At 45.7% G+C, this 15477-nt stretch carries 11 protein-coding genes; 5 read left to right on the top strand and 6 right to left on the bottom strand.

Going from position 1 to position 15477, the window contains the following annotated elements:
- Positions 1–487: 487 nt before the first annotated feature.
- The 3 genes from rsgA (at position 488) to L1D44_RS04610 (ending at position 5204) form a co-directional block, all read left to right on the top strand.
- The gene (rsgA, locus tag L1D44_RS04620; RefSeq protein WP_239889018.1) at positions 488–1618 is read left to right on the top strand and encodes a ribosome small subunit-dependent GTPase A; all 1131 of its coding nucleotides are present in this window, start codon (positions 488–490) and stop codon (positions 1616–1618) included.
- Positions 1619–1981: 363 nt separating this feature from the next.
- On the top strand, positions 1982–4219 hold the full coding sequence (locus L1D44_RS04615) for an acyl-CoA dehydrogenase (protein ID WP_239889017.1): 2238 nt from the start codon (positions 1982–1984) through the stop codon (positions 4217–4219).
- A gap of 406 nt (positions 4220–4625) precedes the next feature.
- Complete coding sequence (locus L1D44_RS04610) at positions 4626–5204, top strand: hypothetical protein (RefSeq protein WP_239889016.1); 579 nt, start codon at positions 4626–4628, stop codon at positions 5202–5204.
- Between the two features lie 267 nt (positions 5205–5471).
- On the opposite strand, the gene L1D44_RS04605 is transcribed toward L1D44_RS04610, so the two are convergent.
- From L1D44_RS04605 to L1D44_RS04585, 5 genes are all read right to left on the bottom strand, one after another.
- Positions 5472–7481, bottom strand: coding sequence for an alkyl sulfatase dimerization domain-containing protein (locus L1D44_RS04605; protein WP_239889015.1), 2010 nt, complete (start codon positions 7479–7481; stop codon positions 5472–5474).
- 122 nt (positions 7482–7603) lie between these two features.
- Positions 7604–8629: an AraC family transcriptional regulator gene (locus L1D44_RS04600; protein WP_239889014.1), complete on the bottom strand. Its 1026-nt coding sequence runs from the start codon at positions 8627–8629 to the stop codon at positions 7604–7606.
- Positions 8630–8674: 45 nt separating this feature from the next.
- A complete protein-coding gene (locus L1D44_RS04595; protein ID WP_239889013.1) occupies positions 8675–9163 on the bottom strand; it encodes a hypothetical protein in 489 nt (162 codons plus the stop codon).
- 193 nt (positions 9164–9356) lie between these two features.
- Positions 9357–10766, bottom strand: a complete 1410-nt coding sequence (locus L1D44_RS04590) for an ammonia-forming cytochrome c nitrite reductase subunit c552 (protein WP_239889012.1) — start codon at positions 10764–10766, stop codon at positions 9357–9359.
- Positions 10767–10840: 74 nt separating this feature from the next.
- The gene (locus L1D44_RS04585) at positions 10841–12052 is read right to left on the bottom strand and encodes an NnrS family protein (RefSeq protein WP_239889011.1); all 1212 of its coding nucleotides are present in this window, start codon (positions 12050–12052) and stop codon (positions 10841–10843) included.
- A 395-nt stretch (positions 12053–12447) separates the two neighbouring features.
- Here L1D44_RS04585 and L1D44_RS04580 point away from each other — a divergent pair, with 395 nt between their 5' ends.
- Together L1D44_RS04580 and L1D44_RS04575 are read left to right on the top strand one after the other, a co-directional pair.
- Positions 12448–13068, top strand: a complete 621-nt coding sequence (locus L1D44_RS04580) for an NAD(P)H-dependent oxidoreductase (protein WP_239889010.1) — start codon at positions 12448–12450, stop codon at positions 13066–13068.
- Positions 13069–13070: 2 nt separating this feature from the next.
- On the top strand, positions 13071–14999 hold the full coding sequence (locus L1D44_RS04575) for a monovalent cation:proton antiporter-2 (CPA2) family protein (protein ID WP_239889009.1): 1929 nt from the start codon (positions 13071–13073) through the stop codon (positions 14997–14999).
- Positions 15000–15082: 83 nt separating this feature from the next.
- Here L1D44_RS04575 and raiA read toward each other — a convergent pair whose 3' ends face one another.
- On the bottom strand, positions 15083–15439 hold the full coding sequence (raiA, locus tag L1D44_RS04570) for a ribosome-associated translation inhibitor RaiA (protein ID WP_202722397.1): 357 nt from the start codon (positions 15437–15439) through the stop codon (positions 15083–15085).
- Between the last annotated feature and the right edge of the window lie 38 nt (positions 15440–15477).

The following is a 15477-nucleotide window of genomic DNA, read 5'->3' as shown; positions in this document are numbered from 1 at the left end:
ACCGCGCCTAGTCTCTATAAGTAGGCTAAGATTCTGCAGCGATGCCTATAAGCCCTTAGCTGCTACACTGCTATTGTTAGATTGAGTTGCTACATTAGCTATTGTGAGGTTGAGCACAAGTTCACCAACATGTAGTCAGCAAACCTAGCAAGGCAACTAAGGAGTTGCTAAATTACCTGCAAAGTTTGTTTTGTTGTGCCTAGCACACTCTGCCAACGTCCTTATTAACGATAACTTTAGAAATGGAGAATTTGATGATTGTAGTAAACCCTAACTGGGCAGCTGCAGCACGTTAAGTACCCTCTCTTGTCAAAGCAAGAGTCTGTATTACACATGTGAGTCACACGAGCGAGTATGATTTTTATCATGCCGACCTACTCTGCTGACTTTTAAAAGCACTTTGCCCGGTAGTAGATAACAAGACCGGGAACTTACCTATTTTAAGTCCCCAAGAATCAATATTCAGGCGCTTTGCGCTGGGGTTTATATGACCAAATTAAATCGTTTTAATCATTTAAAATCAAACTCGTTTACGCAAAAATCAGCTGTTATCAATACACCTGAACAAACTCAATCTGTAGCGACATTAACAAGCTTAAAGCAATTAGGCTGGAATGGATTTTTTCAACAGCAGCTTATAACTGAATCAGCAGATTATGCCTGTATCGCACGAGTGAGCGCTCATCATCGCAGCCAATATCAGCTATTAACAGAAAGCGGCGAGTTAAGTCTAACTATCCATCAAAATATGCCGGAAATGACGGTAGGCGACTGGCTACTACTCGATAAGCAGCAACAGTTTGTATCCTTACTTGAACGTAACTCACTGTTTAGTCGCAAAGCGGCGGGATCCAAGGTGGAGCAACAGCTTATTGCCGCTAACCTTGATTGGGTCTTTATTGTTTCGTCGCTTAATGATGACTTTAATGTTAACCGTATCGAGCGTTACTTAGCCCTAGTCAATGAGGCAAAAGTCACCCCAGTGATAGTGCTAACAAAAGTCGATTTATGCGATGAACTTAGCCCTTTTATTGCCGCGCTGCGAGAGCTTGATGCCAACCTACTCATTGAAACGGTCAATGGTTTAGATAAGCAAAGCACTCAGGCGCTGAGTCACTATTGCAGTGAAGGTAAAACTGTCGCCTTTATTGGCTCATCGGGTGTAGGTAAATCGACCTTAGTTAACGCGCTGTTAGGTGAGTCGAGTCAGGTCACATCGGCCATTCGCGAAGATGACAGCAAGGGCAGGCACACCACAACGAGCCGCTCGTTACACTTGACTCACTCAGGTGGTTTACTACTTGATACACCGGGTATGCGCGAATTACAACTTGCTGACTGTGAAGACGGCCTAAACGAAACCTTTGCCGATGTGGTTGAGTATGCAAAACAATGCCGCTTTGCTGACTGCCAACACCAGCACGAGCCGGGCTGTGCGGTACAAGCTGCAATCACAAATAATCAGTTAACTGAGCGACGCCTGCACAGTTACCAAAAACTGATGCGTGAGCAAGCCATGAATGGCGCGAGCATTGCTGAAAAACGTGCTAAAGATAAGAGCTTAAGTAAGATGTATAAGCGGGTTCAAAGTAACGCTCGGGTGAATAAACGAGGTTAACTTATCAATTAACTTATCAATTAACTTATCAATTAACTTATCAATTAACTTAGCTGTTAACGACAAGGGTAATGCCCTTGTCGTTGACTATGCCCTTTTCCCTTTTCCCGCTTAACCTGTTCTCCCTGCAACTACTACACACTTTTGCAGCAAAGCTGCGAGCTCCACCAACATTATTTTTAAAATAATTTCATTTAAGCGTACACGCGTAAGCTTATGAAACATTTACTTTAAAAAACAAAATTAAACACCGGCGACCTAAAAATCCAAACAAGCGTTTAAATTTGTTGTTTGAAAATTTGATCTACGACTCATTTTGTGACGTAATGTGAAGCATAACTTCTGGTCGGACGAGCATTTATTATGAGCATAAGAACACAACTAAAAAAAATATTGCCAAGCATTTCTACCACAGAACAAGAGGCGCTTGATGCCGGTGATGTGTGGTTAGAAGGTTCGATTTATCAAGGTGTACCGGATTTTGCAGCCCTACGTGATATCCCTGTGGCAAGTCTTTCTGCCGATGAACAAGCTTTCCTTGATGGTCCAGTCAACACCTTACTGGAAATGGTTGACGACTTTGAAATTCAACGCAGCACCCATCTGCCTGAAAACATTCTTACCTTTTTAAAAGAGAACAAGTTTTTCTCATTAATAATTCCAAAATCTTTTGGTGGTCTTGAGTTTAGTCCTTATGCCAACTCAACCATCGTTGCCACAATTGCAGCTAAGAGTTCAGCCGTAGCAGTTACCGTAATGGTGCCCAACTCACTTGGCCCCGGTGAGCTACTAATGCATTACGGTACATCAGAGCAGCAAGATTACTGGTTACCGCGCTTAGCCAATGGTCAAGAGATCCCATGCTTCGCACTAACTAGCCCTGAAGCCGGCTCTGATGCCGGCGGCATTCCCGATATTGGTACTGTCACCATGGGGGAATACCAAGGTGAACAAGTATTAGGATTGAGTGTCACTTGGGACAAGCGCTATATCACCCTCGCCCCTATTGCCAGCGTATTAGGTTTGGCCTTTAAAGTTGAAGATCCCAATGGTTTACTGGGCGGCAAAGAGCAGCTTGGTATTACCTGTGCGCTTATTCCTAAATCTCACCCAGGTGTGCAGCTTGGCAATCGTCATGATCCTATGGGGATCCGTTTTTACAACGGTACTACCCGCGGTGAAAACGTATTTATCCCGATGGACTTCATCATTGGTGGCCAAAAGAATATTGGCCGCGGCTGGGCAATGCTAGTGGCTTGTCTTGGTGCAGGGCGCGGTATTTCACTGCCCGCTCTAGGCGTATCAGTGAGTCAGGCATCATTTAAGTCTTCTGCTGAATACGCAGCAGTGCGTGAGCAGTTTGGTTTATCAATTGGCAAATTTGAAGGTATTCAAGAGAAGCTCGCCGATATTGCCGGTAAAACTTACCTACAAGAAGCGATGAGAGTACTCACAACGGAAGGTCTCGGTCTTGGCTTAAAACCGTCAGTTGTAACCGCCATTGCTAAATACCATATGACAGAGCTTGGCCGCGATGTACTCGATTCTGCGATGGACATTCAAGCCGGTAAAGCGATTCAATGTGGTCCACAAAATACCTTAGCCTCAGGTTATGTGGCACAGCCAATTGCGATTACCGTTGAGGGCGCCAACATTCTTACCCGTAACTTGATGATTTTCGGTCAAGGTGTAATGCGTTGTCACCCATACTTACAATCTATGGTGGAGTCTATCCACTCAAATGAGAAAAATGCAGACAAAGTCTTTAACGGCATTTTGCGTAAAACCGTTAGCTACAGTGTTGGCAACAGCTTACGTGCCTTTAAACTAGGTCTATTACCATTCACTGCATCAGCAGCGTCAACCCTTGCGGAAGTAAAACCATACGAGCAATCAGTACATAAGCTAGCTTCTAAACTTGCGGTCTATGCCGACTTTTCGTTACTGGTACTTGGTGGCAAGTTAAAGCAAGCTGAGATGCTGTCTGCCCGTTTAGGTGATGTAATGAGTTACCTATATGCGGCGATGGCCTCTATCCGTTACTATGAAAAGAAGCTAACCGCAGAACAGCGAATAGAAGCAGCGCCGTACTTCCATTACGCGACTCGCTGGTCACTATGTCAGGCAGAAAAAGCATTATTAGACTTCTTAGATAACTTCCCATCTTCAGCCACACGTAAGTTTATGCGTTTAATCACCATGACTTACTCAGCGAAGATGCCAAAAATCAACGATGACTTAGTGCGTAAGTTAGCCGAGCAAGCTCAGTTAAATACCGAGTTTAAGCACAACCTAACTCACCTCGTTAAGCCAATTGCTGGCGACGGTAACGACATTAATGAGCAGGCTTACCTTGCTAAAATTGCGTGCTTACCACTACTGGCTAAAGTTAAAAAGGCGATTCGAGCTAAGACATTTAAGCCAGGAGTAAGATTTGCATTGACCTTAAATGCGGCGCTTGATGCAAAAGTCATTAGCGATGCCGAGCACAAGTTGCTACAAGACTATAATCTTAAGCGTGAGCGAGCGATTCGCGTCGATGAGTTTGACTTTGATATGAACCTGATCAGCGACAAGCCAGATTTAAAAATCGCTAACTAATTGCTCTCTATTAGATAAGAGCTCGATAGCTGTGGAATAGCTGCTCAGTAAGCAGTTATAGACAGCCACAAAAAAGCCACCGCAAGGTGGTTTTTTTAGCTTCTAATGAAGTTTTCTTGTGCTACGTGCTACGTGCTACGTGTTACGGGGAAGCGAATTCTGAATCGTAACTTCATAGCTATCAATCGCCTCCAGCGAGGTATGTGCAGATACTTCTGTGAGGGGCCATGCACAATCCCTCCCCAGTTCAGCATTCACAAAAACTGCCATGCAAACCTCAGATTCTAATTTTTGTAAACGGTCACCTTGCGGTCGCTTAGCGGTTTCCTTGCTTTCTTTGTGTTTAAAAATTAATTCATGTAGATTTCGTTAGAACTATAAGTTGGGCTTAATAGGATTAAAAGGAATGGTAGAGGCAGCACAAGAATGGAGTAAGAGCGACCTTATAGCTTTGGGGGCATTTGTGTTAGCCTTTGTAGGTATCTGCGCAAATATCGTTATGTTCGTATGGTCTAGGCGTGTCAATACTAAGCAAGGTTTAATAAACGCAGAGTACGCTGAACACCAAGATAAGTTGAATGTCCTACTCCTAAAAGAAAAGAAAGCTGAACTTGAGAATGCAAGGTGTTTAAAAACGCTTGCAGAGGAGGAAAGTCTAAAAGCTAAGTTTGAAGTTGATATTAGTGTTACAGATGACACTCAATTTCAAGTCATATTGAAGAACACTGGTAGTCATGATGCTATGGATATGGGGTTTTTCTTCATAGAGCATCCAGCAGAAATCATACGTAATGGAGTAGAAGATCTGCCCAACCATAAATTAACTAATTTAGGTGAGGAAGCCGCTGTTGCAGTCAGATATACTCCTGATATGAATCGTCTTAAGTTCACTGTTACATGGTCAGATGGGCGTATTGGAACACAGAGCAATACATACTCTACTGACGTTTCAGCATGCAAGCCAAAAGTAATACTTAACCGATAAGGATTTAAGTATCGTGACATGCTGTGAATAAACATAAAGAGGTAGGAGATAATTAACTGGTGAGTTCGCTGCGGCTGTGGGCTTCGGTTTCAGGGATGAAACCGCAGAGCGGCCATGGATGGCTTTACAGCGTCCCACAGCAGTAGCGACATGTGAACTCAACACACAACGAGCCTTTTCTATCGTAAATATCCTATAGCCAGCGACATGAGTCGCTGGCAGTACCTAGGTAAGACTGATATTAGTTCGTAGCTAACGCCATTCTCACTAAGGCGTCACAATATTAAACACACCTTTGGGTTTATCTAACGATGAAAAGAAGCTCACTAAATCAAGCTTGCTGCCTTCGATTTCAAGCTCGTCAGAAAACAGTACCTCTTTCACTCCAGCATTGCCTATGATGAGGTCGACAAATAGCTCATGGCTAATGTTTAATGTCGCGTTAGCCTTGGCAGATTTTGGCGCGAGCTTATGATGCAGTACCGCATTGTTAAGGCTTAATACGTAGTTTCTATCGAGATCGGTAAAGTTAATATTGAGCACAAACTCCTCACCGAAGACTTCAGGGCCGATCACCCGCGTTGCCATTGACTGCATAAAGTTATCGAGTGGAGAGTGCAGTAAGATCTGCTTCATAGAGGCGAGATCGATACCCTTTTCAGGACTACCGTGGCGCAGCTCATAGGCAGCACTTAGGTACACATCACGCCACGGCGCTGATTCCGCTTGATAACCTAACTGATCATAGATATGTGCAAGTAACGCTTTTGCCTTATGGTTATCAGCATCGCTAACCACCAGATGGTTGATCAGCTCGGCTGCCCAGCGATACTCCCCTGAGTCCACTGCCAGCTGTGTTGCCGCCATGACCTTATCTGCGCCCCCCATCAGTTCAACATACTTAATGGCGGTTGCGGTGGCTGGCAGCGGATCTAAGTTAACAGGGTTGGCGTCGTACCAGCCTAAATAAGCTTGATACACCGCCTTGGCATTGTGCTTAACTGTGCCGTAGTAACCGCGACTAGCAAAAGTATTAGAAAGTGATGGCGGCATTTGAATTTGTTCGGCAATTTCAGCAGGCGTCAGCCCAGCGTTAAGCATACGCACCGACTGATCATGAATATACTTATAAGTATCACGCTGCTTTTGTAAAAACTCATTCACCTCGGCTTGGCCCCAGATAGGCCAATGGTGACTGCCAAAATAGACTTTGGTATCTCGCTGAGCATTGAGAGCATCATCAATTGCTCGGCTCCATACCAATGCGTCACGCACCTTTGCACCACGTAACGTATACAAATTATGCATATTTTTAGACACTAATTCGGCGCCGCAATAAGCCTGTTGCTCTGGCAGGTAAAAAGTAAATTCGGCGGGCGCTTCTGAGCCTGATACGATTTGAAATTCAAAGGGAACGCCATCTATCTCCATAGCAGAGTCATGCTCGACCACCACATTTGGACTAAGAATGCCAAATTCACCAAAGGCTGGCTCTTTGCCTAAACCTGAATCGATATGCCCCCGATCCGAACGCGGCAACTGTTTACCATACATATACATGGCGCGGCGACTCATAGCTGTGCCAGCCATGACATTCTCGCTGGTCGCCTCATGCATAAAGCCTGCTGGGGCGATGATATCGACTTCCTCAGCAAAGACCTCTCCCTCAGCCAATAAACCGAGTGCACCGCCAAAGTGATCCATATGACTGTGAGTAAAAATGATGGCTGAAACAGGCCGCTTTCCTAATGTCTTATTCAGAAAATCAAAGGCAACTTTTGCGGTTTCGGCAGTGGTAAGTGGATCAACAATAATCCATCCGCTATCCCCCTTAATCACCGTCATGTTGGCCAAATCAAAACCCCGTAACTGATAGACATCGGTCGTAACCTCAAACAGTCCATCGATATTATTCAGGCGAGCTTGGCGCCAAAGGCTGGGGTTAACACTCTCAGGCGCTTCTCCCTCAATAAAGTCATAAGCGGTTCTATCCCAGACAATGTTACCACTGGTATCGAGCACTCTCAGCTCTGGCATTTTGGCGATAAAGCCGCGATTGGCATCGTCAAAATCCTGAATATCATCGAAAGGAAGCTGAGATAAGAGGCGCTGATTTGCCTCAATGGTATGGGGACTTGCGGCTGTAAAGCCTGCGCCATCAACCTCTGTGAGCGAACCTTCTGAGGTGTAGCTCTCTGGCTGGCAGCCGACAATAAAAAAAGCAGTTAATCCCGCAAGTAAATAGGGCTTGAGCGTCTCTGTTTTTGTTATTCGCATAGGTAAAGGCTCGGTTGTTAAAAACTACAAACCAACCTATTACATACCGACAACATCATGGTTATCATTTTTCGCCAAATCAATTGTTAGAGGCAAAACTGAACCGAGTGTAACTAAGCCGATTAATCTGCTACCTGTCGATATTGCGAGGGACTCATCCCCCGCCAAGATTTGAATGATCGGGTAAAGTTACTCACACTGCTATAGCCTAAAGTGTCGGACAGTAAGCTAATGGGCATATCGGTGTTAATGAGGTAATGATGCGCTAACTCTTGGCGTTTGAGTTTAAGCAACTCTCTAAAGCCCGTTCCTTCCAGCTGCAAATAGCGGCCTAAGCTACGTTCGCTAATATTGTACATCTGGGCTATTTTAGCTGCTGTAGGCTCTTGATTAAGTAAGCTTGCGTGGATCCCTTGACTGGTTTTCTGGCGCCAACTCAATGCCTGCATATTATGCAGGTATTGACGAACAGCCAATTCATTAGACTCGGCCAATTGCGGATCTTTGGTCAGTGACGTCTGCTCCAGAACACTTCTATCCATCCACATACAGTTATCCACGGCATTAATTACCACAGGACAACCGAAGCAGTCTTGCCATGGCTGAAGCGATTTAGGCTCGCTACGCATTAACTCTACCTTACGCACAAAGTGTCCATGACCTACCATCTGCTTCCCCTGCTGCATCAAGCTACTAAAGAACGCATCGATAGCGAGCTCGCTGATCTCAACCCCGTTTAGGGGGCTAATGGTAAATCCAAGCCACTGAGGTGTACGTTGTAGGCGGATCTGACCGCTATTACTCACGAGGGCTGAATATTCGGGGAGTGCTTCGAAGGCTTGCGCTAATGAATCACAGCTCATCATGAGCCTGCCTAATGAGTGAAAGTGCATAGGGAAAGCATACTGGCCAACGGTTAACCCAAACGCATCCGATGCAGACGCCTGCTCGGCTGCTTGCCAAAGTCGAGTCATCTTATGGATTTCAACACGACCACTCGGCAGCGCTTCCAATGCACCAAGATCTAACCCAACTCGCTCAAATAATGCCTTAGGCTCGATATTGCTAACACTTAATGCTCTAGCAATTGCCAGAGACCAAGCCGCAATCGTGGTGTAGCTAGCTGAGTTCAAGGTATCCGAGTCCAAACTAACGTCCAACGATGAAATAATTAACGGGTAAAAAAACTAAGATCACAGCGACTCACCATGACGACGGATATGAGTGATAAGCCCATGCTTATCAAACTCTAGGCTAATCACACTGAGGCGTTCAATATCCAGTGTCTGGCTCTGGCCTGTGGGTTTAATTTTGCCTTTTTCTACCAGCTTGAGAACTACAACGTTTGGGCCGACCATCATCTGTTGGATCTGCACTTGATTCTCTAAGGTTTGCTGTTTCATTTTCTCAATTAGGCGGGCGCGTAACTTGGCTTTATCGGCAGAGAAAGTCACCTTATAATGGACATACTCATCGATAAAGCTCTCTGATAACAAGCTAAGGTAACGGTCGATATCCTCAACCCCGCTATCGAGCCTCTGCCTAGCGTTCTTCGCCTCGACAAAATCCAATCCCTTCTGTTTAAGCTGAACTTCACTTAAGCCTGCTAATGCAAAACTAAAGTTTGAAAACACCATTGTTGCTACAAATAGCGATAATAGCCACGCCACCCTATTACACATAATCAATCCCTGTTTTTAGATAATGGTAAATGCGATTTCAAACTTGTATCAGCTACCTTAGCATCAAAAGATATTGAGCAAATACTATCCATTGAAAAAAGGTTATCAGCTTGCATGAACGCTGTCACCTAAACACAAGCGCCAATAAAAAAGGCTCAAAAGAGAGCCTTTTATTCAATCACAATACAAGCGGTTAGTAACCGTAACGAGTCACTTCTGACCAGTTTTTATCGACCTCTTGCTTAATAAACTGCTGCTTCTGCTCGGTTAACTTATCAAGCTTAATTCCCACAGCGGTTTGAGCCGACTCTTTGCTGCTAATGTCAGGGTAATCTACCTTAGTCACAGCGAACATCTTCAAAATTTCGGCTAGCGATTCACGGGCATAGTTGACCTGCTTGATCGACATATCGAGCAGCGCGTTCCCCTCTTTTGGGTTATGGGCATATAAACCATGGGACGCCATGGCAAAATCCCAGCGCCATTGCGAGTGACGAATCGCCATTATAGCATCGTTCATCAACGGCCAAGTTGCTCCCGCCTCCCACGCCGCTGCAGCCTCGTAATGGGCTTTAACTAATAGCTCTTCTACTTCTCGCGCCTTAGCGTCAATTGTCGCCTTACTGTTTTCAAGAGACTTGATAATGGTTTTTTCACTCTTATGGCAGTTTTGGCAAACCGAGTCGAAATGATCCAGCGCCTTACTCACCTTGTGGCTGGTAAAGGTATTGCCACTTGCGTCTGTCTCTTCAGGCATATGGCAGGTAATACAGGTCACCCCGGCCTCAGCATGTTCACTTCTCACCCAGTGCTCAAACTCTGGATGACGGGCCTTGAGGATGGGGGTTTTAGAGATGGGATGGATCCACTCATAGAAGCGACGAGTATCATAGTACTTCTCAATATCGTCAACATTGTTACCAAAGATCCAGGGGATATTGACCTTGTCACTGCGTTCCGGCTGGAAGTAGTAAGTCACATGGCACTGACCACAAACCTGCGCGCCTTGCATATTCGCATCTTGCTTATCGAAAGGCAGGTGCACTTTGGCCATCGCATCTTGGGCGTGAGGACGGGGTAACGCCAGCTCAGCCTTACCATCCACATGACAGTCGGTGCAGTACACGACACTGTTTATCTCTGTCCCTAGGTCGGTAAAGTTCTTGGCCGAGAAGCCCTCCACACCTAGCTCTTTCATCAGCCTTGGGGCATCGGGTGTCTTACAGGTCCAGCAACTGGCCGACAAGCCCTTCTCTCCGGCAGCTGGCGGCACGCCTGTACGCAGCGTATGAGTCACATCCGCAACGGCAAAATGATGGCCTCGTGGGCTGTTATATTCTTTAGCAAATGACGAGCCTGCCCATAAAATAATGGCTGCGGGGTAGCTCGCAAGCATATCTTCACGCTCAGTTTGCTCTGAGGTCTCCTGCCAGCTCTCATACTGCACTGGAAACTTAGCCCTTAGTGCCTTGTCGCGTTGCTGCTGCTCTTTTGCGCCTGCAGTCTGTGCATTGGCATTTTCCTCTGCCAGCACACTCGTTATCGGCATTAGCAAGGCTAAAGATATCGACCCGGCAATTTTTATCAGATTTTTTACTGTCATTTGTTTTTCTATCAACCTTATGTTTTTACTGAACTCTTCTCTATTTTCAATCAGTTTTCTTTTAAGAATGAAACCTATCCTGGTCGGCCGTCGATACGCGGTTTAGAGAGTATCGAGGCGTAATTAAATACAAACATCGCAAAGGCTAATGACCAAAAACCTCCCGCAAGCCATAACCATAACTGGTACTCGGCAGGTGCGACTATCGGCATAACAGCACGTAATATTGCCGCGATTGGCAAGCAAGCGAAGGCTAACACCATATTAGGACCTTCGTAGATATTGCGACTGGTGTGGCCTAAGGAGACTCTGGAGATCATGGACAGACATATCCCAGCTAACGAGCCAATGGCAAACAGATGCAATAGGTGACGATAGGCCATAGTGTCATCAATACGCCAAGCCATGGCTAATAATGTTATTGGTAACAGCAAATATGAGACTTGCAGCGACCAAAGCATCGGCTCTTTCAGTGTCTTATGGGGATTCCATCGTGACCAGCGTAACAAGTGTAATCCACCTGCGGCGTATAGTAACGCTTGCTCCACCTCTTTGGGCATCACCTGACTAATCGCCTGCACAACTAAAGCCACCATAATAATGATTAAGCTGTTATCAAGCAGAGCGATAGGCTCAGGTTTCGTCTCTTTGATGCGAATTGCTGTAAAGAAGGGAATTACGCGCCCACCGACGATAGTGATCAGTAGCCCTAACCACCACAGCATCGATTGCCAAATTTGCTGGCTCAGTGAAAAATCTCTCTCACTCAAAGCGTAGTAGCTTAAAAGGTTAATCATCATCGCCACCAGCAGCATGATAGGAAAGCCGATATTGTGCCACTGTTTAACCTTATAGATACTTCGCCAAAGTTTAATCGCGGTCAAACCTAAAAACAGCGAATCCAGCAGCGCCGGTAGCCACAATGGAATCGACACTGGCAGCAATAGAGTCAACCTTGCCAATAACCAGCAAGCGAACGTCAGCGCCAAAGCCCAGCCTTTCATACCTGGTTGATTCGTCCAGTTTTGAACCGCTGTCAGCAAAAAGCCACATACGATTGCCAATGCAAAGCCAAACAACATCTCATGGGGATGCCACCACAGGGGAACGACTTTTACCCAAAAGTCCGTCTGGAATAAACTGTATTGGGGATAGAACCAGGTCAGTAACCATAGCGGCACGAATAGCATTGCAACACTTGCGCCGCCTAAGAAAAAAGGTCTAAACCCCAAGCGCAAGATAGCCGGAATTTTTTCCGTCGCTTTTGGATCATCAATATTCAGCATAGTCCACCTTACAAACAAGCATTTCAAATACCACTTTAATTTAATCGTCAGTGTATCCGCGCCTATTCGTGATAACAATCACTATCGCTTTAGATTATAGCTTCTGTGACCCATGTAGCTATCTGGCTGTTTTAAAACTATATCTTTTGGAGTAGACGGCTCACCAAGCAACATACTTCTAGTGGCACTAGGTACAGACAATCACGCCAGTTTGACATTAGACCGAGCGAGTTCCCCCATGACATTGCCACCTGATAAACCCAAACTCGAGTCGTTTATATAAGGCTATCGCCAACGGAAAACTAAGCCATCTAAATGCCTAAAAACAGTTAGCGTATCTTGCTGTCTATGCTAGATTAAATAGTAATCTGTAATGTCAACTGGCTGGATAAAAAATGACACTCGCTGCAAAGAAAATCCTCGTGCTCTATGCACATCCCTCCCAAGAACGATCCGAAATTAATACTCCACTCTTTAAAGCGACCCAATTACAGCCAAATGTGACCGCAGTTGATCTCTATGGGGAATATCCCACATTTAGGATCAACATAGACAAAGAGCAACAAAGACTCAGAGACCACGACATCGTGGTCTTTATGTTTCCACTGTATTGGTACTCCACTCCAGCTATTTTAAAAGAGTGGCAAGATCTGGTATTAGAGTACAACTTCGCCTATGGAGCTAAGGGTAAAACCCTGTGCGGCAAGACCTTTCTGTGCGCTCTTAGTGCCGGAGGCAGTGAGTCAGCATACTGCGAGGAAGGCTATAACCATTTCACCTTGAGGGAGTTACTTCGCCCCCTTGAGCAGATGGCCAACTTAACAGGCATGACCTTCTTAGCACCGTTCGCTCTGTTCTGCGCCCGAAGCGCCTCCGAGGAAAACCGTGTGGATACTCATGTTCAAAAGTGGGTGAGAACACTCCGAGCACTCAGTGAGGACAGGTTTGATATCGAACAGGCGCAATCGCTCGAAAAACTCAATGGTCACCTCGACCTGTTGATCCGGGAGCACTAATCATGACAGCTTACTTTATTCAAGCTTTTATCTATTTATGCGCTGCCGTTATCGCTGTGCCCATCGCCAAAAGACTCGGTCTGGGCTCAGTACTGGGCTACTTAATGGCAGGGGTTGTGATAGGGCCTATTATTGGGCTGGTGGGCGCTGAAACCAACACCTTGCAGCACTTTGCCGAGTTTGGTGTGGTTATGATGCTATTCCTAGTAGGCCTCGAGTTAGAACCTAGAATGCTGTGGGATATGCGTAATAAGCTTATCGGTTTAGGCGGCCTGCAGGTGGGGCTATCTACCTTAGTCGTGATGGGCATCGCCCTAAGTTTCGACTACGGCTGGACCATTGCCTTAACTGTAGGGATGATTTTTTCGCTATCATCGACCGCTATCGTACTGCAGACCTTTAATGAGAAAAACTTAACCAAGACAGAGGGAGGAAAAAACGCCTTCTCTGTGCTGCTGTTTCAAGATATCGCCGTCATCCCTATGCTGGCATTTATCCCTTTGCTGGCTCTGCCTGAATTAGTTGAAAAAGCACAATCTGTTGCGAGCAGTGCAGCCGAGCACCATGAAGAGCTGTCGTTAGTGGCGGGGCTACCGGGCTGGGCTTACGGTATTGTGGTCTTGATGGCGATTGCCAGCGTTGTGGTTGGCGGCCACTACTTGAGTCGTCCACTATTTCGCTATGTTGCCAGCTCGGGGCTGAGAGAGATCTTTACCGCAACGGCACTCATGCTGGTTATCGGCATTGCAGCACTTATGAGTCTTGTCGGTCTGTCTCCCGCACTAGGCACCTTCCTAGCCGGTGTTGTACTGGCTAACAGTGAGTTTAGGCATGAACTTGAGTCCAATATCGAACCATTCAAGGGGTTATTACTCGGGCTATTTTTTATCACTGTAGGCGCTGGCATAAACTTTGATGTGCTCATCAGCAACATCGGTCCTGTAATGGCAATGACCTTTGGGGTTATTCTGATCAAAGCCTTAGTTTTACTGGCACTGGCCTTTATATTTAAGATCAGGGGGAGCGACCGCTGGCTATTTGCCTTGAGCCTAGCGCAAGCCGGTGAATTCGGCTTCGTGCTACTTAGCTATACAGTGCAAAACCATGTTATCACCAATGAACTCGCGCAATTGCTGTCACTGGTTGTCGCCATCTCTATGTTCCTCACTCCTGGATTATTTATCCTGTTTGATAAGGTCATTCTGCCTCGATATGAAAAAACAGAAAATACTCGCGAACCCGATGATATCGATGAAAAAGGTACGGTAATTATTGCCGGTGTCGGCCGTTTTGGCCAGATAGTCAATCGTCTGTTAGTAACCAATGGTGTGAAAACTGTAGTACTCGACCACGAAGTTCAGCAGGTCGAAAACCTTAGGAAAATTAACACCAAGAGCTATTACGGCGATGCCACCCAGCCCGACCTGCTCCATACTGCAGGTATTGAGCAGGCTAAGATGTTAGTCGTGGCGATCGATAACCCAGAGCGCGCCGTAGCCTTAGTCGAATATATCAAGCATACCTACCCCCATGTGATTGTGATGGCACGGGCATTTGACCGAAGACACCTTTATCGCCTACGTAATGCAGGGGCTGATTTTATGGTGAGTGAGACCTTCCATTCGGCGCTCAATCTAGGAAAGCATGCGCTGATAAGGTTAGGTGTGCATCCGTTCAAGGCCGAGCAGCAGCGGGCAACCTTTTATGAAACGGAAACGACCCATAAAGATACCCTATATGAAGCATGGAAGCAGTTTACCGAAGACGATAAGTACCTAGTACATTACCGTGATATGTTTATTCAGCTTGAAGAAACCCTGAGTGCAGCGATGAAGGATGAGCGATATCGTAGCTACTCGAAGGCGGAGCGGAGTTGGACCCCTCCTCCTAAGGAAAATCATACCGAGTTTTCCAAGGCAGAAAGCGATTAGCCATAGATAAAAAAGCCCTCGTTACCGCTTAGTAACGAGGGCTTTTATCTATTGTCGAGTAACAAAAATCTTATCTTTAGAGATTAGACTAAGTTCATCTCTTGAACTTTCTCATGTGCAATCTCTGGTGTCGTCACAACAGGCTTGGCGTGTAAGTCAGCCTTAAGTTGACCTTTACGATGCTTTAGTGCCGCATCGAGTTTTTTAGCTGCGTTGGTAATCGCTGGATACATAACGGGATCGTTACCTGACGCGGAAATTCGACTTCCTTCATAATTGGTTCTGATTTCAACCTGGAATTCGCCATGCTCTTTAGAAATAATAATATCTAGGGCGATCAGGGTTGGAAAATGACTCTCTATCTTCGAAAACTTCTCTTGGACATGCTGTCTTACTACGTCTGTAACATCAACGTGGTGACCAGAAAGATTTATTTTCATAGGTTTTCCTTTTTACAATGACTTCTTACCTATTACAT

The sequence above is a fragment of the Shewanella sp. Isolate13 genome (assembly GCF_022398325.1).
Classification (GTDB): domain Bacteria; phylum Pseudomonadota; class Gammaproteobacteria; order Enterobacterales; family Shewanellaceae; genus Shewanella.
This window is presented reverse-complemented; position numbering and strand designations above follow the sequence as displayed.

What these genes read in the sequence shown, in the direction of transcription:
- rsgA (WP_239889018.1), top strand. Translation starts at nt 488, where the DNA reads ATGACCAAATTAAATCGTTTTAATCATTTAAAATCAAACTCGTTTACG.
- L1D44_RS04615 (WP_239889017.1), top strand. Translation starts at nt 1,982, where the DNA reads ATGAGCATAAGAACACAACTAAAAAAAATATTGCCAAGCATTTCTACC.
- L1D44_RS04610 (WP_239889016.1), top strand. Translation starts at nt 4,626, where the DNA reads ATGGTAGAGGCAGCACAAGAATGGAGTAAGAGCGACCTTATAGCTTTG.
- L1D44_RS04605 (WP_239889015.1), bottom strand. Translation starts at nt 7,481, where the DNA reads ATGCGAATAACAAAAACAGAGACGCTCAAGCCCTATTTACTTGCGGGA.
- L1D44_RS04595 (WP_239889013.1), bottom strand. Translation starts at nt 9,163, where the DNA reads ATGTGTAATAGGGTGGCGTGGCTATTATCGCTATTTGTAGCAACAATG.
- L1D44_RS04590 (WP_239889012.1), bottom strand. Translation starts at nt 10,766, where the DNA reads ATGACAGTAAAAAATCTGATAAAAATTGCCGGGTCGATATCTTTAGCC.
- L1D44_RS04585 (WP_239889011.1), bottom strand. Translation starts at nt 12,052, where the DNA reads ATGCTGAATATTGATGATCCAAAAGCGACGGAAAAAATTCCGGCTATC.
- L1D44_RS04580 (WP_239889010.1), top strand. Translation starts at nt 12,448, where the DNA reads ATGACACTCGCTGCAAAGAAAATCCTCGTGCTCTATGCACATCCCTCC.
- L1D44_RS04575 (WP_239889009.1), top strand. Translation starts at nt 13,071, where the DNA reads ATGACAGCTTACTTTATTCAAGCTTTTATCTATTTATGCGCTGCCGTT.
- raiA (WP_202722397.1), bottom strand. Translation starts at nt 15,439, where the DNA reads ATGAAAATAAATCTTTCTGGTCACCACGTTGATGTTACAGACGTAGTA.